This window comes from Oceanobacillus luteolus, assembly GCF_023715655.1.
Taxonomy (GTDB): domain Bacteria; phylum Bacillota; class Bacilli; order Bacillales; family Amphibacillaceae; genus Oceanobacillus; species Oceanobacillus luteolus.
This window is the reverse complement of sequence record NZ_JAMBON010000007.1, coordinates 19920-42161: the sequence shown is the minus strand read 5'-3', so window position 1 is coordinate 42161 and position 22242 is coordinate 19920. Positions and strand designations below refer to the sequence as shown.

Genomic DNA, 22242 nt, shown 5'->3' with positions numbered 1-22242 from the left:
GTCAAATGATTACAAAAAGTTTTGCTAAACGATGTGGATGGACATGGCTAATGAAAAAGATGACAGATACGAACAGGAACCAATGGATCATAAAGATGCACAGCTCGAGGTGGAACGTAAAAAGAATACAGGTGGAGACCGTCACCTGACAGACGACAACGGGGTGAAAGTTTCTAATACGGAAACAACTTTACGTGCAGGAAAACGCGGTCCACTAGTTTATGAAGATGTTCATTTTTATCGAAAACAGACAGCATTCAATCGGGAGCGTATTCCGGAAAAATATTATACAAGCGGTACAAACAGGAGCTTATCCGGAATATGAGCTTGGTGTTCAGTTGATTGAAGAGGAAGATGCAACGAATTATGATTTTGACATTCTGGACGATACGAAGTTTTGGCCAGAAGAAGTTGTACCAGTTGAAACCATTGGGAAGATGACATTGAACCGACTCATGGATAATTTCTTCGCCGAGGAAGAGCAATCAGCATTTGATCCTTCCAGCCTTGTACCTGGTATTGATTTCACAAATGACCCAGTTCTACAAGGAAGAATCTTTGCATATCGGGATACCAAGCTTTACCGTCAAAACTCAGCAAACATCAACGATATTCCGGTAAACCGACCGATTAATGAACGAAATCAAAATACAAGAAACAGCTATCAAAAACATCCAATTGATACGGACCCAGTCCATTTCCATAAGAATTCACTACAAGAAAATACACCAAGAGAAGCAAGTGAAGAAGAAGGCGGGTTTGGACATTATCCTGAAAAGGTCGAAGGACATAAATCGAGTGAAGTTCCAAGTGATTCGTTTGAGGATTACTTCTCTCAACCAAGAATGTTCTGGAACAGCCTGACAACAGTAGAGCAGAAAGATCTGTTAGAAACATTAACATTCCACCTGCAGAAAGTAAAATCAAAATCTGTACGTGAACAAAACGTAAACATGTGGGTTAATGTGGATAAAGACATGGCGACAGCACTTGCTGAAAATCTTGGCGTCGAGCCTCCAACAGGGTCCCATGTCCCAGTAACAGAAAGCTCGGAAGCAATCAGTCTTGCAAATACACAACCTTCTGCATTTACGAAAAAAGTTGCAGTATTGATTGGTAATGACTTTAATGATGAAGAAGTGGAAAAAACACTTTCAGCTCTTAAAGAAGAGGGGGCGTTTGTCCATATCGTCAGTGATCAGCTTGGCGAAGTGAAAGGGACTAACGGAACAGCGCTGCAGGTAACGGATACATTCCTGACAACCCATCCAACTCTTTTTGATAGCCTATATGTTGTTGGCGGAATAAGTAAGAATCAACAAAAGTTCGATGATCAAGTCCAAGAATTCATAAATATGCAATATAAATACTTCAAGCCAATCGGTATCGCAACAACAGGAGCGAAATACTTAGCGAAACAAGACCAAGAAAAATTAGTTGGTGTTGTGTTGGCTGAGGGTAATAGTGGCTTTGAAGAGGAGTTTGTTGCTGCGGTTGTGAAGGGACGTTTTTGGGAGAGGCAGTAAGTAGCAAGAGTTATGTCATGTGATTTAAAAAAATGATTAGGTATTTAAAAAGGCTACTACTCCAATATAAATGGGATAGTAGCTTGATTTTTGTATGGGATTTGAACTTAATCTATTCAAACTAATCATTTGAAATGTAAGAGGGAAGTAATAAAAGAAAAGGCATCCACTTGGGTGTCTTTTCTTTTGGCATGATTTTGGAAAATTCATCCAGAAGATGGGGATAGTTTCACTGTAAAGTCGCTCCTTAGCTTCATGTATTTATTTTTTATTTCGAATGGAATATAGAAGTACAGTGTGATGATGCGAAAAGCAAATAAGAGAAAAATAAATGAAAATTTCGCGGACTCTGTAAAATGGCTATTTTTCAATATAGGTTGCGCTTTCTATTAAAACTATAAAATTTTACCAAGCGAAAATTATCAAAAAACTAATTGACAGAAAAAAATAAAATGAATATAATTGCACCTAACACTTGTTAGGCGGTGATATATTGCATACCAAACTAATACAAGCAGCACTTAATCAATATTCCATTTATGGATATAATGGCGCGACGATGCGGAAAATCGCAGAGGAAGTCGGAATCAAACCTGCATCGATATACTATTTTTATAAAAATAAAGAAGAATTGTTTATTGCTGCATTTCAGCACCTGCTTGACAACCACTTTTGTAAAATGGAGAACATTTTAAAGGAACATAAAGATAAACCAATTCAAGAGATTTTTAACGCGATGCTTCAAGGGATTGTAGATCATCATACGGATGATATGCAGGGAACGAATGCATACATCTCCCTAGTTACTTCTCCCTTAGATGAAATATCCGATTATCTCCATAATCATATGCTGCGATACAATGATTGGCTTACAGAATCGTTGGAATCCATCCTTAAAAAAAGATATCCGGGGATGGCTACAAATGAAGTGGACTGCATCGTTAAACAATTTATCCTAATTGGGAATGGAGTTTTCTGGGGAATTAAGCTTTACGAAGGAGAAGTCTTAAAGGAACAAATAACGCTTGCTGAAAAAATTATTCAATCTTTATGTGAGGAAATCAATGAGAAATATATCAAGCAATCGTTTTCTGAATAGGTGACGTCAGTCTTGAGAAAACAATGACAAGTTTTGTATAAAAGACATCAGCATTTTTGATAGATTTATGTAGCAAAACTAGAAAGCTATGATAGTTACTTCTCGCGAGAATGACAATAATAAATCAGACAACATTAGGAGGCAAGGCAATGGGACAAAAAGCAAATATTGGAGACGACTTTTCATTATCAAGAGTGCCGATGTCAGCAAGACAATCACTATGGAGCATTACTATTATTCGCGTAGGTGCTTTAGCGACGATTTCACAATTCATGTTGGGTGCATCCTTAGGGTTTGGAATGTCATTTTGGGAAGCATTCTGGGCGACGATGTTAGGGAGTGTAATTTTACAAGTTATTAGTTTTCTGCTTGGATATGCAGGTGCTCGCGAAGGGTTATCTACTAGTCTATTAGCTCGCTGGACCGGGTTCGGTAGATATGGATCAAGTATTATTGGGGCAGTTATTGCCATTTCCTGTATCGGCTGGTTTGGTGTTCAAAATTCCGTTTTTGCGAATGGAATTGTCCAAGCAACGGGTGGAAAATTATCGCTTCCTGTCGCTGCGACGATCACTGGACTTGGAGTTACCGTACTAGTAATTTTTGGATTTAAGCTGTTAAGTATTACGGCCTCGATTACGGTTCCTCTCTTTTTACTCGCTGTTGGCTTTGGGATTTATCAAGTGTTAAGCGAACATTCTATCCTTGATTTGATTGGTGCTACGCCAGCAGGGGAGCCATTGACGATGGGAGCAGCTGCCACTATGGTAGCCGGGGGATTTATCATCGGTGCTGTCATTACTCCAGACTTCACCCGTTTTGCAAAGAGTGGAAAAGATGTTTTTTGGATGGCAACGATTGGTGTACTTATCGGTGAACTCGGAATTAATATGATTGCTGTTCTGCTTGCACTTGCTGCAAGAACCAATGATGTCGTTAGTATAATGGTTGGCACAGCCGGTTGGTTCGGTGCACTTGTCGTCATTTTATCAACGGTTAAAATCAATAATCTGAATTTATATTCTTCTTCCCTTGGCTTTACGAATATTTTTGATTCTTTGTTCAACATCAAACTGAACCGCGGTATCGTGACACTTGTCATTGGAATTATTGGAACAGTGCTTTCTGTAATAGGAATTCTCGATTATTTTGTTGATTTTCTCGTATTTTTAGGTGTACTCGTTCCACCAATCGCTGGAATCATGTTAGTGGAATATTTCATCCTTAAAACTCATCGTCAAGCATTGGATGAAACTAGAAAAGAAGGTACATTACCAGAGAATATTGGTAGCCTACATCCAATTACATTGATTGCTTGGGTCGCAGGATTTGCTTCAGGATATTTTGTTCCACTTGGTATCCCTTCCATCAACTCCCTTGTCATCAGCGGGTTGGTTTATCTAATCGGAGCAGTGATCATAAAAAAATTTAACGACAAGGATCGTTTGACTAGAAAAGTGGCATAAATTAGGAGGTTATAATAAATGAGAAAAATAGGCAAACAAGAGATTGAAGATATGGCAGTAGGAGCCGCACTCCTTGGAACTGGAGGAGGCGGAGATCCGTACATTGGAAAACTGATGGCTTTGCAGGCTATTGAAGAATTTGGCCCGGTGACTGTGTTAGACCCAGAGGAAGTACCGGACGATGCACTCGTCGTCCCATCTTCCATGATGGGTGCTCCGACCGTCATGTTGGAGAAAGTTCCGAGTGGGGAAGAAGCGATTGAAGCTTTTCAAAAATTAGAAGCATATTTAGATGAAAAAATCTATGCCACGTTTCCAATTGAAGCGGGAGGTGTCAATTCCATGCTTCCATTTGCGCTGGCGGCAAGATTAGGTTTACCGGTAGTGGATGCAGATGGGATGGGACGAGCATTTCCAGAATTACAGATGGTTACTTTCTATTTGGATGGAATCTCTGCCACTCCGGCAGTAATTGCAGATGAAAAAGGAAACAGCGCATTGTTGACAACGATTGATAATGTATGGACCGAGCGGATTGCCCGAGCAGCTACGATTGAAATGGGCGGCTCTGTGATGAATGCGATGTATTCCATGCGCGGAAAACAACTGAGGGAAAGTGGAATCCCAAATATTTTAAGGCTGGAAGAAGAGATTGGAAAGACGATCCGTCTCGCAAAAGAAAATAATGTGAATGCGATTCAAGAAGTGTTGAAAACCGTTGGCGGATTTGAGTTATTCCGTGGAAAGGTTACCGATATCGACCGGAAAACGGAGACTGGATTTGCCCGTGGAATAGCAACGTTTGAAGGAATCGGCAATGATAAAGGGGAAACACTACAGCTCCGTTTCCAAAATGAACACTTACTAGCCACGAAAGGTGAGCAAGTGGTCTGTGTCACACCAGATCTAATTGCAGTCCTTGATGCAGAAACAGGACTTCCCATCACGACGGAAGGCATCCGTTATGGTACACGTTGTGTCATCATTGGTATCCCATGTCATCCAAAGTGGCGCACGAAAAAAGGTATCGAAACGGTGGGACCAGGATATTTCGGTTATGATGTTGACTTTGTTCCTGTCGAGGAACTGGTGAACAAAGGAGGGGAAAAATAATGAGCAGTTATCGAATTGGAATCGATGTTGGGGGAACCCACACAGACGCAGTACTATTAGATGAAAACAATCAGGTCATCTCGGAAACAAAAGCTTCAACAACGAAAGACGTCACTACTGGTATTTACGATGCTATGCATGCGGTTATTACGGAGGCTGATGTTCCCCGTGAAAATATTCACTATGCCATGCTTGGAACGACACATTGCACGAATGCAATTGTGGAACGAAAAGGATTAAATAAGATTGCGGTAGTCCGCATTGGTGCTCCGGCTACGTTGGCGGTAAAACCTTTAGTCGGTGTGCCGGAAGATTTGCGGAATGCGCTCGGAAAATATGTGTATCTAGTCCGCGGGGGACACGAATTTGATGGTCGGGAAATTACAACATTAGATGAAGAGCACTTGTACCAAATAGCACATGACGTAAAGGGCGAAGTGGATTCCATAGCGATTACATCTGTCTTTTCACCGGTAGCTACCGTTCATGAGGAGCGTGCTCGGGATATTTTTACAGAGGTATTGGGGCAAGATATTGCCATCTCTCTGTCCTCTGAAGTAGGTTCAGTCGGACTGTTGGAAAGAGAAAATGCAACCATTTTGAATGCATCTGTTGTTCAAGTCGCTAAAACAGCTGCTGATGGATTCCTCAAGGCACTAGAAGATGAAGGCATTCAGGCGAGAGTTTTCTTTGGACAGAACGATGGTACGTTAATGTCCGTCGAATATGCAGTGAAATATCCTATTTTCACGGTCGCTTGTGGTCCTACCAACTCCTTGCGTGGGGCATCCTATTTAGCTGATTTATCAGATGCTATTGTCGTGGATGTTGGAGGAACGACTTCTGACGTTGGAGTTCTCGTAAATTCCTTCCCACGCGAATCGTCATTGGAAGTTGAAATTGGCGGAGCGCGGACAAACTTCCGGATGCCAGATCTTGTTTCAATCGGCCTTGGTGGAGGAACGATTGTACGTATCTTGGAAAATGGGGAATTCACAATTGGCCCTGATAGTGTCGGATACCAATTGCCGGAGAAGGCTCTTATTTTTGGAGGCGACACATTAACGACAACGGATGTTGCCGTTGCATTAGGTAAAGTAGAACTTGGTGATCCTTCAAAAGTTGAGCATTTAGATAAAGCATTATTGGAACGTGTTTATGCGAAAATGGTTGAAATGGTTGAAGAAGCGGTAGATCGTATGAAAACAAGTGCTGAACCAACTCCTGTCATTCTTGTCGGCGGTGGCAGTGTTCTATTCCCGACTGAATTGAAAGGTGCATCCGTTGTCCTTCGACCAGAACATTCCGGTGTTGCCAATGCAATAGGTTCTGCTATCTCCCAAGTCAGTGGTCAAATAGAAAAAATCTATCTATTAGATGAGGTTGGAAGAGATAACGCAATTAAACAGGCGAAAGAAGAAGCTATGGCTGAAGCGATGAATGCAGGGGCAGATGAAGACAGTCTAGTCATTGTAGATATTGAAGATGTGCCACTTGCTTACTTGCCGGGAAATGCTACAAGAATTCGTGCGAAAGCAGCTGGTGAGTTGAAGCAATAAGTAAAACAATACCTACTATATAAAGGTTAGGCTTCCTTTATGATAAGGTTGGGATAAGGGGATAGGCTGAGGTCACTGAAAAAATCCCTTAGATAACAAGAATGATTTATTAGCTTTATCGAATAGAAAGAGGGACAGTTTCCTTATCTGTTTCATCATTCAGAAACAGACAGTGAACTGTCCCTTTATCCTTTTTAATACAACAAATACCCTCTCCGCACCTTCTCAAATTCCTTCAAATCATGCTTCCATCTTTTTTCCATCTCTTTAACGGATTCACCATTCTCAATTGCCTCACGAATCCACCCGTTTCCAATCAAGTTATCAAAGAAGGAAATACCTGCACTGTTTTCTGCACGGAATTCAAAGTCATCTGGATACATATCATGCAAGGTTTTCACGATGTGAAGCCCTGTTTCGATTGGCTTGTAGGCTTTCTCGTTTTGAATGTGGATCTGCACCCCGTGACTTAATGTTCCGCTATGTTTTGAAATGGTCGGTGTGAAGGATGCCGCACGGAATGTAACGCCAGGTAGCTCCAAATCATTTAATGCAGCTGCAAAATCTTTACTGTTTACAAATGGTGCACCGATCAATTCGAATGGTTTTGTCGTACCGCGGCCTTCTGAAACGTTCGTACCTTCAATTAATGCTGCGCCTGGATAAACAATGGCAGTATCTAATGTAGGCATGTTCGGTGAAGGTAAAACCCATTCCAAACCAGTATCATCGTAGTACATATTTCGTTTCCATTTTTTCATTTCAACGACGGTCAAGTCCGCATTAATGTCGAACTCCTCATTAAACAATGTTGCTAATTCTCCGACTGTCATCCCGTGACGTAGTGGAATCGGATAGTTACCGACGAATGATGCGTATTCTGGGTCGAGTACTGGCCCCTCGACTTTATGTCCGCCTAATGGATTCGGGCGATCAAGGACAATGAATTCGATATCGTTTTCAGCTGCAGCTTCCATCGCGTATGCCATCGTGTAAATATACGTATAGAAACGTGTACCGACATCCTGGATATCAAAGAGGAGGACATCTACATTTTCCAGCATTTCTGGAGTAGGTTTACGCGTTTGTCCATATAAACTGTAAACAGGCAATCCGGTCGACTCATCAATATAAAATTCCACATATTCACCTGCTTGTGCATCACCGCGAACGCCGTGTTCTGGGCCGTACAGGGCGGTGAGCTCAACATCAGGGTCTTCATACAAACGGTCTACAATACTATTTAATTCTTGGTCGACTCCGGTAGGATTTGTGATTAAGCCGACACGTTTTCCTTCAATGAGATGTTTTTGTTCATCTAATAGAACTTCCACACCTAACTGGAAGCTCTTTTTCTTCCCTTTGCCTTTCCCGTTGCTTTCTCCTTTGTCTGCGAAAGCCATCGTAAGGGACGTAAGAACGAGCGTAAGCGTTACGAACGCGACTAGTATTTTTTTCATTGGTGATCCCTCCGTTAATATTTTAATAGGAAGCTCAGACCCTCAGTGAAGAGGAGGGGGGCTGACCCCCTCACTTAAACTTAATAGGAAATTCCAAAACCAAATTCGTATAGGACATCGCCGTTTTGGTCAGGAATTGTAACTGGCAATGTGCCTGTTGGATTGTTTTCTCCAAAAATGGTTGCGGCTGTTGCTTCAAAGCTTGCATCTCTAAATCCGTATTGTGTCAGATAGGCATCGATTTCAGGGAATGCCATAATGTCATATGGATTACGGATGGCTGCTCCAATGACCGGAGCATCGACTTCTTGAATAAGCTGGTTTACAAGCAACATTTGCGGACTCAATGGGTCACGTCCACTGACATTAAACGTATAGGATCCGAAGATGACCGCACTTGCGTCTGAGAGTTGTTCGAGCTGTGCGTCAGTCAATGGTCCTGAAGCAGTGATTAGTTCTGTGTTAGCGTGGTAATCACTGATAGCTTCATGTAACTTGCTGATGTAAGTGTTCCCGACGACAACGATTTTCTCATTTTCATCTGCTTGCAGTGGCAGGACCTGATCATTTTTTAGAAGTGTAATCGATTGCTTTGCAGCTACCGCCTCTACCTCTTTATGGAAATCCTGTCCAACGACCTCTTCTGCATTTCGTACCAATTCGTCTACAGGAGTTGGGGTTTCTGGTTTAATAATTCCGCGATTCAGCTTCAACGTTAGAATCCGTTTCACCGATTGTTCAATCCGTTCCTCGGTAATTTCTCCAGTTTCCACTGCTTCCAGTAATCCTTCAACGACTTCTTCTAATCCTACTGGCATCAGGATGATATCTGTTCCGGCATTGACGGAGCGGATGACTGCATCAACTGGACCGAAATGGTCAGCAATTGCGAGCATGTTTAATGCATCCGTTATAATTACGCCATCATAGCCCATTTCTTCACGCATGAGACCGGTCAATACTTTATGCGACAAGGTGGCAGGTAAAGAGATTTCCGTACCATCTTTTTTGGAGATTACTTTTGTATCATCAATCTTTGGAAAAGTGACATGTGCTGTCATAATCGCATCGACATCCGCTTCCATTGCTTGCTGGAATGGATATAACTCTACTTCCAGCAAACGTTCTTTATCATGTGGAACTTCCGGTAAGCCAAGATGAGAATCTACGGATGTGTCACCGTGCCCAGGGAAATGTTTTGCTGTCGTTGCTACGCCTTTGCTTTGAATCCCTTTTATATAAGCAATTCCAAGGTCTGATACGAGCTCAGGTGATTCGCCAAAAGAGCGTACACCGATGACAGGGTTGTCAGGATTGTTATTGACATCGAGTACAGGTGCCAAGTTCATATTAATCCCCAATGCTTGTAACTCAGCGCCAATCACTTTACCGACTTCCTCTGTTATTTCTGGTGATCTTGTAGCACCAAGCGCCATATTTCCAGGCATGTCTGTTCCGGATTGGAGACGTGTCACGATTCCGCCTTCCTGGTCGATGGTCAGTAGTAATCCGTATTTTTCACTAGCCTCTTTGTAAGCAGCTACTAATTTTGTCGTTTGCTCCGTTGTCACGACATTTTCTGCAAACAAGATGACGCCGCCTAATGAATAGTCTTTTACGATTTGTTCAATTTCCGGGAGCATTTCTGTCACGTTTTCGCCATTCCATTTTCGGAAGTCAGGCATGAGCATTTGACCGATTTTTTCTTCGATTGTCATCCCTTGAATGGCATTGTCGATGATATTATATTTTTTGCCTTTCTTTTGGATGATTTCCGCTTCGCCGTTTTTCACGTGAATGCCAATTTCATCTTGGGATTGGCCATCTGTCACCGAAATCCATGTACGTCCATTTTTACCTGTAAGGCTCACCGTACCATCTTCATCTACAAAGGCAACGGTTCTATTTTTGGAATTCCATCTCAAGTTATCGGATGTGGTTTTGAAGTGGCCATCTTCATATACATTTAATGCTTGCAACTGTATTTCACCATTCACTACTTCTGCTTCCACTTCTGGAACGTTTTCGAGGATGACCAATTCTTTCCCGGAATCCTTTTTCTTGGCATTTGTTTTCATGGTGCTCGGACTAATACTTAATGCAATGGCCAACAACACGATGAACGATGCTTTCAGTAATCTTTTCATGGTTTCCCTCTCTCCTTTATATTAATAATTTCTCTTTTCCCATTCGTTTTCCGTTATGTTAATCGGTAATTCTCGCTGACTAGGATCTGCAAGCTGAAGATTGCTTACATACCAACCACGTCCGTTCGTTGTTGCATCAGTTTGATAGCGGAAGCGGATATGAGTTGTCCCTGCTGGAATCTCCAAGGTTTCTTTTACAAAGTCGACACTGCTACCCGAAAATGTACGAAGCGGACTCCATGTTTCTCCATCATCTGATACTTCGACAAATCCGAAATCATAGCCCTGTTCTGTTCGGTACCACGTATCGAAACGTAATGTCGCATCCTGTTTGATATCGACTTTCAAAGTGAGAGGCCGATTCAACTCGTCACCGTAGCCGGCAAACCATGCCTTCCCTCTTTTATCCGGTAATTTGACCGGAATGGCATCTGCCACATGTCTCGATAACGCACGGCGTGCAGGGTTTGTTGATACGGTTTCGCGAGTCGGATGGACACGGTTCGTTAAAAGGATAGCGATCGTATCGTTGTTTAAATTAACGACGATTGATGTTCCTGTATAACCAGTATGCCCAAGAGTGGACGTTTCCGATAATGCATCCATATACCAGCCCTGTGAAAGCTCCCAACCTAAGCCATGATCATTACCAGGGAATTCCGGTATTTGGTTTTCAACTAAGAGTTGGATTGTTTCTGGGTGTAATATGCGCTTTCCGCCATATCTGCCTTCATTGATGAACATATGAGCTAGTTTTCCTAAGTCATGGGCAGTGGAGAAAACTCCGGCATGTCCGGCGATGCCATCTAAAGACCAAGCATTTTCATCATGCACTTCTCCCCAGACGACACCCCTGTTTGTCCATGGTTGATATTCTGTTGCAGCGATTCGGTGTTTTAGTGATTCAGGCGGGTTATACATCGTGTCAGTCATTTTCAGTGGTTTCGTGATGTTTTCAAAAACGTATTCATCGAGCCCTTGTCCAGAAAGACGTTCAATTAAAGCTCCTAATGTGATCATGTTCAAATCACTGTATGTGTATGTTGTTCCTGGTTCGTTTGCTAGTGGATATTGGAATACATATTGAAGACGTTCCTCTCTATTCTCACCAATCGTATAAAGCGGAACCCAAGAGGTAAAACCTGAAGTATGTGTCATAAGCTGTCTGATTGTCACATTTTCTTTTCCGTTTTCGGCAAATTCCGGGATGTAATCAGCGACAGGGTCATCGAGTTCGAAATGTCCATCTTCATAGAGAATCATGGCGGCGGTTGTTGTGAAAATTTTACTGATGGAAGCAAGGTCAAAGATGGTGTCTTTCTTCATTTCAATCGGGTTATCGACATAGTTGCCCGCATCATCACTATAAAGAAGCGCATGTCCATAGGATTCATGCTGGACGATGTGTCCGCGTCTTGCTACAAATGTGACTGCACCAGGCATCATGCCTTCTTCAATTAAAGAATTCATGGTTTGATCGATTGCATGAAGTGGTCCCTCTACCATGCCAGCTCCCCTAATGGACCCAGGGTGCAGAACTGGTGAAGTCGGACCCGGGTTATCCCAAGAAAAACGGGGATGGGGGACGTTTGTGATTTCTTTTTCTTCTTTTACTTCAATGGTTGGCGAATGGATAGGTGAATGGTTTGCACCCATTACAGTTGTTGAATGAAAAAGTATTGCGGAAGTGATTACGACAGTAGATAAAAGCGACATCCTTTTTTTCTGCATCCTATTCCTCCTCATCGGGGTCATGCCCCTATTATGTTAAAGTGCCAAACTCTTAAATAGATAAACCTCCTTTACATTATTTTTCTCCTTTTTTGTTGATTGCAAAATGAATATAGAGATTTTTATCCATATTTGCGCAATATTGAAAGTGCTTACATTTTAATTTACAATGATTAGTGGTAATTGTCTATGAAACTTTGTAACTGAATGGTGATGGGTATTTGGAGGTAAATGGGACTAGGGGATAGGTTCCTCGTACCTTTGCTTTGTATATGAAGAGGTGATTTTTAGATAAGAGAGATAAAAAAATGATTTGTGGATATGGTAATCCACAAATCACTCTAGGAGACGCGAATGTTTGCATTCTCCTATTTGGACCCGTAAAAGGTACCTGTTCCGATGTCCCTTAACTTACTTGTTCTTTTTCTACATATTGTTCTGACTTATTTTTTCTACCGTGGGTGAAATAGTAGAATATGATACATAATAAAACAACTACTGCCATACTGATATACATTCCCCTGTAGCCTAGTGAAGGAAGCATAGCACCTAATACGAATGGTCCTATTCCTAATCCTAGATCAAAGGAAATGAAAAATGTCGAATTCGCTAGGCCTGCTCTGTGGGGTGGTGCTTTCTTGACCATAATCGTTTGAACACTCGACATTGTCGTACCGTAACCAATCCCGATACATGCCCCTGCCAATAAAAGAACAAGGCCATGCTGAGCTTGACTGAGGATGACTAGTCCAATCAAGAATAGTGCCATACATGGGTAAACTACTGAGTTTTCCCCTTTTAAATCAAATCTTTTTCCAGTGAATGGTCTTGATGCCAGAAGGAATACGGCATAGACGATAAAGAAGAAACTCGCGGCTTCTGATAGGTTCACTTCATTTGAGTAAGAAGAAATAAAAGTGAGGACACTGGAATAAGCAAAACCAAGGATGACCATCATGAGAGCCATCGGGGCTGCGCTGAATTCAAAGAAGTCACTGATTCTGAATCCCTTCAAACTATCAAGCTCTTCCTTCGATAATGTGATATTCTCCACTTTTAAAGCTAAAGAAGCTAGTAATGCAACAACTGCAAAAGATAAAGTCATTAAAAAGGTCATGCTATAACCTGTATGTTGCACAAGAAGCAATGCAATGAATGGTCCGATTGCAGTTGCAATCGTTACACTCATGGAAAAATATCCAATACCTTCTCCGCTGCGTTCACGCGGGATGGAGCTTGTCATCACAGTCGTTATCGCCGTGGAAGCAACCCCGTACGCTGCACCATGAATAAAACGATCTATCATTAACAGAGGCAAATGATCAATCACCAAGTATAGTCCTGTAGTAATCGCAAAGATGATGATACCGGTATAAAGCATTTTCTTTCTTCCGATAACATCCAGGTACTTTCCGGCCAAGGGGCGCACACAAAGGGTTCCGATAATAAAGATACTTGAAGCAAGTCCGGCCAAACTTTGCGGAGCATCAAACTTTATTACAGCATACTCGGAAAAAATAACCATGAGCAGAAAGTAGTTCATTGCAAGAAGTAAGTTTGTTACACAAACCATAATGAAGTCTTTTGTCCACAATTTCGGTCGCGTCAATGTTACCACTCTCTCCTTTTTGATTTTATATTTGTCTTATCACCATTCATATAGTTTTTAAGACACGCACAGTGCTTATGTTACAATAGGATTTGGAATAAATAAAATAGATATATTTTATAAAGGAGATAAGTAAATACTTATGCCAACGATTACACAGCTAGAAATCTTTGTGAAAGTGGTGGAAGAAAGAAGTTTTACAAAAGCAGCACAAGCGCTACATATGTCGCAGCCAGCTGTCAGCCATGCCATCTCCATGTTAGAAGAAGAGTACGGTGTGAGCTTGCTTGTGCGGGAGCGGGGGAGGGAGCTATTCATTACGGATATTGGGAAACGCCTGCTCTACCATGTGAGGATTATCCTGAACAGCCTCGAGAAGATGGAGCAGGAAGTTTCCTTGGAAAAAGGCTTGATCACTGGAACGATCCGGATTGCAACTTTTCCAAATGTCACTGCTCATTTCCTGCCCAAAATCATCCGGACGTTCCAGCAAAAAAAGCCAAATGTTTCCCTGACGTTTAAGGAGGGTTCCCAAGAAGAAATTATTGAATGGTTGACTTCACGGGAAATCGATATCGGTTTTGTCGAACTCCCTTGCACTGATTTAGATACTATTCCTCTCGTCAAGGATCGCTATGTAGTGATGCTGCCGAATGGCCATCCATTAATGGCTAAAGAGCATGTGCATCTTACCGATTTGGAAAACGAATCATTGATTGTATCTAATGCGGGTTATGAAGCAACGATTACAAATCAATTAAAAAAACAAAAAATCCCTATCACCGAAAAATATAAAACAGTGAATCTGAATACATCATTGGGCATGATTAAGGAAGGGTTAGGGGTGCTGATTCTGCCGGAGCTTTCACTGGAAAACCTCTCCTTTTCAAAAGAGAATGTCAGGCCTTTGGAAACCAACCATTACAGACATATTGGGTTAGGACTCCCCTCCATCAAAGCAGCATCGCCAGCAGTTCAACTATTTATTGAAATTACAGAAGGACTTTTTCAAGGTCAGAGCTCCAAAGGAAGTTGAGAGGGAATTGATTGCCTCAAGCATTTATTGGAGATGTTGTTCACCATCAAAAAGCCCCACTTACAATGATGTATGTGGGGCTAATCATTTTAAAGTTTTATCCAACGAAAGCGATAATCCCTTGTTCATCATCCAGCTCTAACTTAATTCCAGCAAAAGGATCTCCGTTCAGATATTCCTCAATCCATAGTCGTATTGCTTCAATGAGATTAGACATGATCAAGACTTGCTTCCTGCCATTCCAAAATACTTCTGCGGAAAAACCAGTGTCATCGTCAAACATTAATTCGACCTCGACTTCTTCTGGCTTTATTTGCTTTTTACGTGAAACATAAACACAGAGTGCATTAATGATATCTTGTTCAGGAAGGACTAATTTCTCCATACATTCGTATCCTCTTTCTTTTTACGCTTGAACAATAATTGATAAATCTTCACCGCGATAGCAATGATGAACGCGATGGCAAGAGCATTAATCAATAGGCCGATCAGTGAACCTAATATACCCATGCTGCCAAGCAGACCGCCAAACAATAATCCTGCAAGTCCACCAAGCATAAGGCCTTTCATGAGACCGCCTGACATCAAGCCGCCTTTATTATTTGTGTTTTGTTTTGTAGTGGATTTATTGACGTTGGAGTCTTTCTTATTATTTTGGAAGAATGAATTGTTGTTATTGTTGCTTCCTGGGTTGAACGATTTTTTACCTGACTTATATCGCTTCGCCTCAACGGTTGTTGTACCTGTATCTTGGAAAACATAATCTCCAATCGGTGAGAATATGAGTGTAATTGCAAAAAATGCAGCTATAATTTTCTTCATTATTTGACCCTCTCTATTGTTGTCGTATTTTGTAAGTACACTTCTATTATAATATAACTTCCTCTATTTTGTCTGGTTGGATGTCGAGGATGCCATAAATATTTCGACAATTTTCGACAAACCCTATTGTTTTTCCGAATAGAATCGTATATAATTACTTTATTCTTTTATTAGATGAAGTGATAACGTGTTAAAAAGAAATTGTTCAGGAAGTAGGGAATGACATCATGTTGGCTGAAAAACCTCAGGAACCGAAATTCAAGGAAAAATCAAAAATACCACATACGTTTATCATTTTATTTGGCATTATTGTTCTTTTAGCAATCACAACTTATTTTATTCCGGCTGGTGAATATGAACGGGAAGTCAATGAAGATGGAAGAACGGTCGTCATCAATGGGACCTATCAAGAAACCGAAGCAAACCCAGCTGGATTTTTAGATATTTTTACTGCTGTATTTGATGGAATGGTCCAAAGTGCTGATATCGTCTTCTTATTATTTATCGTTGGTGGATCATTTGGTATTTTAACAGCTACTGGTGCAATTGAAGCACTATTTAACCGGTTGATTACAAAACTGAATGGTAATGAAATTTACCTGATTCCGATATTAATGACATTTTTTGCGATTTGTGGGGCAACGTTTGGAATGGCGGAAGAGAGTATTCCATACTTGATTATCCTGTTGCCTTTCTTATTGAAACTCGGATTTGACCGAATCATCGCAGTCGCTACTCCGATGATTGGTACGTCCATTGGCTATGCGGGAGCTGTTACAAATCCATTTAATTTAGGGGTGGCACAAACCATTTCCGAATTGCCATTGTTCTCGGGGATGTCTGTCCGGATTGTACTACTAGCAGTATTGATCATCGTGGCGAGTCTATATGTCATGAGATATGCTAAAAAGGTATTGAAGGATCCGGCGAGAAGTCTTGTTTATGGTGATGGACAGTTGATTCCACAAGGTGAAAAAGTGACGTCCAATCATTCATTAACGAAAAGCAAAATTGTTATTTTACTCGCTTTTCTCCTTACCATTATCATTATTCCTTTTGGTATCATTAAATATGGATGGTATATGAAGGAAATTGCATCCCTATTTTTAATCATGGGAGTTATTGTAGGGATCATTGCGAAGATGAATGATAATAAAATTGCCGAATCATTTACTAAAGGTTGTAATGATATGGTCGTTGCAGCACTTGCTGTCGGATTGGCGCATGGTGCAGTAGTCATTTTGGAAAATGCCAATACAATTGATACGATCGTACATTCATTAGCTGGGTTAGTTGAAGGTCTTCCATCCACATTTGCAGTTGCTGGAATTTTTGGTGTACAGAGTGCCATCAACTATATCGTCAGTTCGGGAAGTGGACAGGCTGCATTAACAATGCCGCTTATGGCACCTTTAGCTGATTTGCTTGAAGTGCACAGACAAACTGCCGTTTTAGCGTTCCAAATTGGTGATGGAATTTCCAATGCACTTACTCCTACCAATGGTCATTTGATGGCTAGTTTGGCTCTGGCAGGATTATCATGGATTAAATGGGCGCGTTTTTTCATTCCGTTAATCCTCATCCTTTATGCGGTAGGTCTAATTTTCCTTCTCGTTGTACATTCATTTGTGTGGGTATACTAATTGTGATAAAAGGAGGAACAATCGATGTATGCTAGTTTAGAGGAACTAATAGAGAACCCAATATTTAAGTACTTTTATGAAATATCCCAGATCCCGAGAGGCTCAGGGAATGAAAAAGAAATCAGTGATTATTTAGTCGGCTTTGCACATGAACGTGGACTGGAAGTCATTCAAGATGAAGCATTAAATGTTATTATCAAAAAGCCTGCTACAAAAGGGTACGAGCAGGCAACGGCCGTTATAATCCAAGGTCATATGGATATGGTTTGCGAGAAAAATGATGGAACCATCCATGATTTTAAAAAAGATCCATTAAAGTTACGAATTGAAGATGATATGTTACACGCTACAGATACTACACTTGGAGCGGACAATGGTGTCGCGGTTGCTTATGCATTAGCGTTGTTGGATGCAAAGGATATCCCACATCCAGCATTAGAAGTTGTTATTACGACAGAAGAAGAAACGACGATGAACGGTGCATTATCCGTTGATCCGAGTCATTTTGAAGGGAAAATTTTAATCAATATTGATTCGGAGGAAGACGGTAAACTATTGGTCAGCAGTGCAGGAGGATTACAGACCATTTTGGAGATACCGTTAATAGAAGAAAATCTGCCTTCGGAATACGTGAGTTTCCAACTAGCGGTAAAAGGTTTAATCGGTGGACATTCTGGAATGGAAATTGACCAAGAAAGAGGAAATGCGCTTAAATTAATGGGACGTCTATTGTATGACTTATCCACTGACTTTAAATTTGTCGTCCAGCATGTACGCGGCGGTATGGCATCTAATGCAATCCCTCGTGAAGCAATCATTACAATTGCATTGCCGGAAGCCGAAGTGGCAAAGTTACGTGAGAAATTAGAAGAGTGGACAAATACTCTGAGGCTTGAGTTTGCGAGTTCTGATCCGAATGTTTTCGTTGAATTGAAGCAAGCCGAAAATTCAGCGGCGACATGTTTCTCGGACGAAACTAAACAGAAGGTAATTAAGGCACTGATGTTATTGCCGAATGGAATTCAGAATATGAGCTTGGATATCAAAGGGCTAGTGGAGACTTCGGTTAATGTAGGAAAACTTGAAACAACGGACTCCTCCATTATCATTGAAAGTGATGCAAGAAGTTCCGTGAAAAGCCGCAAATATGCAATAGCTGATCAATCTAAGCTCGTTGCTGAAATTCTAGACTGCAAGTTTACAGTCACCTCTGATTATCCAGAATGGCCATACAATCCAGATTCCAAAGTACGTCAATTATTTGAAAAAGTATATAAGGAACGAGAAGGAAAAGATCCTGAAATTATCGCCGTGCACGCAGGGATCGAATGTGGAATCTTCATTGAGAAAATTCCTGGTTTAGACGCCATTTCGATTGGTCCGGATATGTATGATGTACATACTCCAAATGAACATGTGAGCATCCCGTCGATGTTGAATAATTGGGAGTACTTTGTGGCTGTGTTGAGAGAGATGAAATAGGTGACTTTTTAGTCCCTGAATATTTTACATGTTGATTTATTTTATCGTTCTAATAAATATTTAAATTATCAAGAGCCTTGTAGAGTATAATCTCAACAAGGCTCTTAATTGTTATCTCTTCTATTAATATGACATTGGATTGTTTTCTCAATGTGAGTGCGTTTTTACCCTAAATATTCAAAATTTCATAAAAACCCCTTGTAAAGCGCTTTCTTTTATAGTAAACTCTTACTAAATCGGTTTACTAAATCGGTTTAGTAAATGAAAAAGGTGAACTTATGAAAAGAACTACAATTGAAGACGTAGCAAAACATGCTAACGTGTCGAAAAGTACCGTATCCCAGTATTTAAATAATCGCTTCGATTATATGAGCAGTAAAACTAGAAAGCGAATTGAACAGTCGATTATCGAATTGAATTATCAGCCGAACATTCTGGCCAGAGGTTTAAAACAGAAAACATCCTCCACAATTGGAGTCATTGTTGCGAATATCTTGCACGTGTTCTCGACTCAGGTTATTCGGGCTATCGAAGATTATTGTAATAAGAGAGATTTTCATGTCATCGTCTGTAATGCAGAAGATGACCCAGTCAAAGAGAAAAGATATATTGAGATGCTCCGAGCGAAACAAGTAGATGGAATTATCGTGTTTCCTACTGGTGGAAATGTTGAGCTATATAAGGAAATCAAGAAAAGTAATTATCCAGTTGTTTTTATGGATCGGTTGTTGCCAGAAGTTCCTGTCCATTCGATTTTACTGGACAATGAGCTTGCCGCTGAATTGGCAGTCGATGAGTTTGTGAAAAACGGCCACCGCCAGATCGGATTGGTTTCTCCTCCATTGGAGACAAAAGTGACGCCACGACTAGAGCGGTTGGAAGGATTCAAAAAAGCACTGGAAAAACATCATATAGAATATAATCCGGATTACATTATCGACGGTAAAATTTCTAGTATCAAGGACAAGTTGAAGGATTTTCTTGCCCTGCCTAATCCTCCAACAGCGGTACTTGCGATTAATGACCGGACATTGTTGGAAATATTGAAATATGCGAAGGAAAATGACATAAACATACCTGAAACAATGGCACTTATCGGGATTGACGATGTTTCCTATGCAAGCATCTATAATCCAACACTGACGACAATTGAACAACCGACATTTGAAATGGGGAAGAAAGCCGTTCAAGTCCTCTTCGAATTGATGGAAGGGAAAAATAGAAAGATCGAGCCGGAAGTGCATCGTTTCGAACCAAAAATTATCGTGAGAGAATCATCTGAAGAAAGGTTGATGCAAAATGAATAATATCATTCATACTGTTGCTGCAGAAGTCAGCGAAGTTCTAGCCAAAGTGAATTCCGAAGAAGCAATCCAACTTGCCGAAGCCATGAGAGAGGCAAACCGGATCTTCATTGCAGGGACGGGCCGTTCCGGATTAATTGGGAAAACATCTGCCATGCGGCTCATGCATGCGGGTTATTCTGTATACGTCGTTGGTGAAACAATCACACCAAGCATTGCTTCTGATGATCTACTTATTCTTATTTCAGGCTCGGGAAGTACAGGTTCGCTGGTCAACTATGCAAAGAAGGCAAAGGAAATTGATGCGAGAACCGCGCTTGTAACAACGAATAAAGCATCAAAAATAGGTGCTTACAGCGACCAGTTTCTCATCATCCCTGCTGCTACAAAAAAGCGGACAGGGATGGAACCGGATACGATCCAGCCTCTTGGCAATCAGTTTGACCAATCGGCACATTTATTGCTCGATGCAGTCATCGTTTATCTTCTTGAAAAGTATAAAGACGAAAGCAGCCATACAAGTTTGAATCAAAAACACGCCAATTTAGAATAGGAGCGATATCAATGAGTATAGAACAACAAATCCAACAGGAGAAAGTGGTCTCCGTTATCAGAAAAGCAAATGAAGAAAATATTGTGCCTATATTGGAAGCGCTTCATGAAGGAGGAATCAATTCTGTCGAGATTACTGCAGAAACACCACGGGTCCTTCACATCATTGAAACAGCTGTAAAACATGTCGGAGATAGAATGAACATTGGGGCAGGGACAGTGCTAGATACGGAAACGGCAAGGGCTGTCATTATGGCGGGTGCTTCTTTCATCGTTTCGCCTACATTGAACACGGAAACGCTGAAACTGACAAACCGATACGGGATCTTGAATATTCCAGGAGTGCTCACCCCGACAGAAATAGTAACTGCCTATGAACACGGTGCTGAAATGGTCAAAATTTTCCCTGCGGGGACATTTGGACCAAATTATGTAAAAAATATTCTCGGTCCACTGCCACATGTTAAAGCAATGGTGACAGGAGGTATTACGCTAGATAATATGACGGAATACCTTGCGAAGGGAAGTGCTGCGGTCGGTATTGGGAGCAATCTCGTAAACGCAGGAAAATTGAATACGAAAGAAGATTACGAGAAATTAACTGCTGTTGCGAAACAGTATACAGATAAAGTGAAAGCATTCGAAAGGGGTTTGTAACATGCGTAAGAGTTTTATGGTCATACTCGGATTGCTGATGGTGTTTTTATTATCTGCCTGTGGAACGGATGAACTGGAAGTGGAGGCGGACGGAACAATCAAATTGATTGCCGCTCATAACCAGACATCGCCTGATAATCCTTATCAGACAGGATTATTGAAATTTAAAGAAGTCGTAGAAAATGAATCCGACGGAAAAATTGAAGTCGAAGTCCATGCTGGAACGATTGGTACAGAAGAATCCCAACTTGTCGAGAAACTTCAGTTGGGTGCAGCCGACCTCGTAGTCGTTTCGCCGGGATTGATGACACAGACAGGTATTAGAGAAGTTGATATTTTATCAGCACCCTATTTGTTTAAAAGTTATGATCACTGGCTTCGTGCCATTGATGGGCCAGTTGGGGAAGAAATGGCCGAGATTATTAATGAAAAGTCGAATAACTCCTTTAAAGTACTAGGTTATTGGACTGCTGGTGTCAGACATTTCTATGGGAAAAAGCCATTGGAATCGATTGATGACCTAAAAGGGGTTTCTCTCCGGACACAAACATCAGGTGTCATTTCTGACTTCTGGCAAGCGACAGGTGCAATTCCTTCATCTATTTCTTGGGGAGAGCTTTACCAAGGATTACAGCAGGATGTTGTTGACTCGTCTGAAAACGCTTACCCGTTCTTCGTGCAGCAAGCGCACCATACAACGCCGAACGGTAAGTATATAACGGAAACTGCACATGACTTTACGACAAGACTCGTTTTGTTTAATGGGGAGAAATTTGATAACCTACCTGAAAACTATCAGGAAATTATTTTGAAGGCTGCCGAAGAATCGGTGATTGCGGAACGAGAAGCGACGAATACGCAGGATGTTGAATATAAAGAAAAAGCAATTGAAGAAGGTGCAGTCGTGAACGAAATTGATCGTGAACCATTTATTGAAGTGGCTGAACCGATTTTAGATGAGTTCGTAAAGGAGATTGAAGCTGAAGAATTACTTCAAAAGATCAGAGATTTAGAGTAAGGGTTAGGGGGAGAGAAA

The 22242-nt window shown here is 41.2% G+C and carries 19 protein-coding genes; 13 read left to right on the top strand and 6 right to left on the bottom strand.

Translation table 11 applies throughout. The annotated features are described in order from the left end of the window. Positions 1-43: 43 nt before the first annotated feature. From M3210_RS06820 to M3210_RS06795, 6 genes are all read left to right on the top strand, one after another. Positions 44-325, top strand: coding sequence for a catalase (locus M3210_RS06820; RefSeq protein ID WP_251512708.1), 282 nt, complete (start codon positions 44-46; stop codon positions 323-325). Continuing rightward, positions 222-1526, top strand: a complete 1305-nt coding sequence (locus M3210_RS06815) for a catalase (protein ID WP_251512707.1) — start codon at positions 222-224, stop codon at positions 1524-1526. The genes M3210_RS06820 and M3210_RS06815 overlap by 104 nt, the downstream gene beginning before the upstream one ends. A 493-nt stretch (positions 1527-2019) precedes the next feature. Next, positions 2020-2625 (top strand): TetR/AcrR family transcriptional regulator, encoded by a 606-nt coding sequence (locus M3210_RS06810; protein WP_251512706.1) that lies wholly within the window; start codon positions 2020-2022, stop codon positions 2623-2625. A 149-nt stretch (positions 2626-2774) separates the two neighbouring features. Next, the gene (locus M3210_RS06805) at positions 2775-4091 is read left to right on the top strand and encodes a purine-cytosine permease family protein (protein WP_251512705.1); all 1317 of its coding nucleotides are present in this window, start codon (positions 2775-2777) and stop codon (positions 4089-4091) included. A gap of 18 nt (positions 4092-4109) precedes the next feature. Next, a complete protein-coding gene (locus M3210_RS06800; protein ID WP_251512704.1) occupies positions 4110-5204 on the top strand; it encodes an S-methyl thiohydantoin desulfurase family protein in 1095 nt (364 codons plus the stop codon). Further along, on the top strand, positions 5204-6763 hold the full coding sequence (locus M3210_RS06795; protein WP_251512703.1) for a hydantoinase/oxoprolinase family protein: 1560 nt from the start codon (positions 5204-5206) through the stop codon (positions 6761-6763). The genes M3210_RS06800 and M3210_RS06795 overlap by 1 nt, the downstream gene beginning before the upstream one ends. Positions 6764-6957: 194 nt before the next feature. Here the strand turns inward: M3210_RS06795 and M3210_RS06790 are convergent, their stop codons facing one another. The 4 genes from M3210_RS06790 to M3210_RS06775 form a co-directional block, all read right to left on the bottom strand. Beyond that, positions 6958-8223: an exo-beta-N-acetylmuramidase NamZ family protein gene (locus M3210_RS06790; protein ID WP_251512702.1), complete on the bottom strand. Its 1266-nt coding sequence runs from the start codon at positions 8221-8223 to the stop codon at positions 6958-6960. A gap of 80 nt (positions 8224-8303) precedes the next feature. Further along, positions 8304-10370, bottom strand: coding sequence for a glycoside hydrolase family 3 protein (locus tag M3210_RS06785; protein WP_251512701.1), 2067 nt, complete (start codon positions 10368-10370; stop codon positions 8304-8306). 21 nt (positions 10371-10391) lie between these two features. Beyond that, on the bottom strand, positions 10392-12101 hold the full coding sequence (locus tag M3210_RS06780) for a serine hydrolase domain-containing protein (protein ID WP_251512700.1): 1710 nt from the start codon (positions 12099-12101) through the stop codon (positions 10392-10394). Positions 12102-12507: 406 nt separating this feature from the next. Continuing rightward, on the bottom strand, positions 12508-13710 hold the full coding sequence (locus M3210_RS06775; RefSeq protein WP_251512699.1) for an MFS transporter: 1203 nt from the start codon (positions 13708-13710) through the stop codon (positions 12508-12510). Positions 13711-13852: 142 nt separating this feature from the next. On the opposite strand from M3210_RS06775, the gene M3210_RS06770 reads away from it, so the two are divergent. Continuing rightward, positions 13853-14746: a LysR family transcriptional regulator gene (locus tag M3210_RS06770; protein WP_251512698.1), complete on the top strand. Its 894-nt coding sequence runs from the start codon at positions 13853-13855 to the stop codon at positions 14744-14746. A 97-nt stretch (positions 14747-14843) separates the two neighbouring features. Here the strand turns inward: M3210_RS06770 and M3210_RS06765 are convergent, their stop codons facing one another. After that, complete coding sequence (locus tag M3210_RS06765; RefSeq protein WP_251512696.1) at positions 14844-15131, bottom strand: YxcD family protein; 288 nt, start codon at positions 15129-15131, stop codon at positions 14844-14846. Continuing rightward, positions 15119-15568, bottom strand: a complete 450-nt coding sequence (locus tag M3210_RS06760; RefSeq protein WP_251512694.1) for a hypothetical protein — start codon at positions 15566-15568, stop codon at positions 15119-15121. The genes M3210_RS06765 and M3210_RS06760 overlap by 13 nt, the downstream gene beginning before the upstream one ends. 227 nt (positions 15569-15795) lie before the next feature. On the opposite strand from M3210_RS06760, the gene M3210_RS06755 reads away from it, so the two are divergent. The 6 genes from M3210_RS06755 to M3210_RS06730 all read left to right on the top strand — a co-directional run bounded on the left by M3210_RS06755 (position 15796) and on the right by M3210_RS06730 (position 22224). Further along, complete coding sequence (locus M3210_RS06755) at positions 15796-17211, top strand: YfcC family protein (protein ID WP_251512693.1); 1416 nt, start codon at positions 15796-15798, stop codon at positions 17209-17211. A gap of 24 nt (positions 17212-17235) precedes the next feature. Next, positions 17236-18693 carry an aminoacyl-histidine dipeptidase gene (locus M3210_RS06750; RefSeq protein ID WP_251512691.1) on the top strand — a complete coding sequence of 486 codons (1458 nt, stop codon included), beginning with the start codon at positions 17236-17238 and terminating at the stop codon, positions 18691-18693. Between the two features lie 278 nt (positions 18694-18971). Then, positions 18972-20000 carry a LacI family DNA-binding transcriptional regulator gene (locus M3210_RS06745; RefSeq protein WP_251512689.1) on the top strand — a complete coding sequence of 343 codons (1029 nt, stop codon included), beginning with the start codon at positions 18972-18974 and terminating at the stop codon, positions 19998-20000. Then, the gene (hxlB, locus tag M3210_RS06740) at positions 19993-20550 is read left to right on the top strand and encodes a 6-phospho-3-hexuloisomerase (protein ID WP_251512688.1); all 558 of its coding nucleotides are present in this window, start codon (positions 19993-19995) and stop codon (positions 20548-20550) included. The genes M3210_RS06745 and hxlB overlap by 8 nt, the downstream gene beginning before the upstream one ends. Before the next feature lie 11 nt (positions 20551-20561). Then, entirely contained in the window at positions 20562-21206 is a 645-nt protein-coding gene (locus tag M3210_RS06735) for a bifunctional 4-hydroxy-2-oxoglutarate aldolase/2-dehydro-3-deoxy-phosphogluconate aldolase (RefSeq protein WP_251512687.1), read from the top strand. Between the two features lies 1 nt (position 21207). Further along, positions 21208-22224 (top strand): TRAP transporter substrate-binding protein, encoded by a 1017-nt coding sequence (locus M3210_RS06730; RefSeq protein WP_251512684.1) that lies wholly within the window; start codon positions 21208-21210, stop codon positions 22222-22224. Positions 22225-22242: the final 18 nt, after the last annotated feature.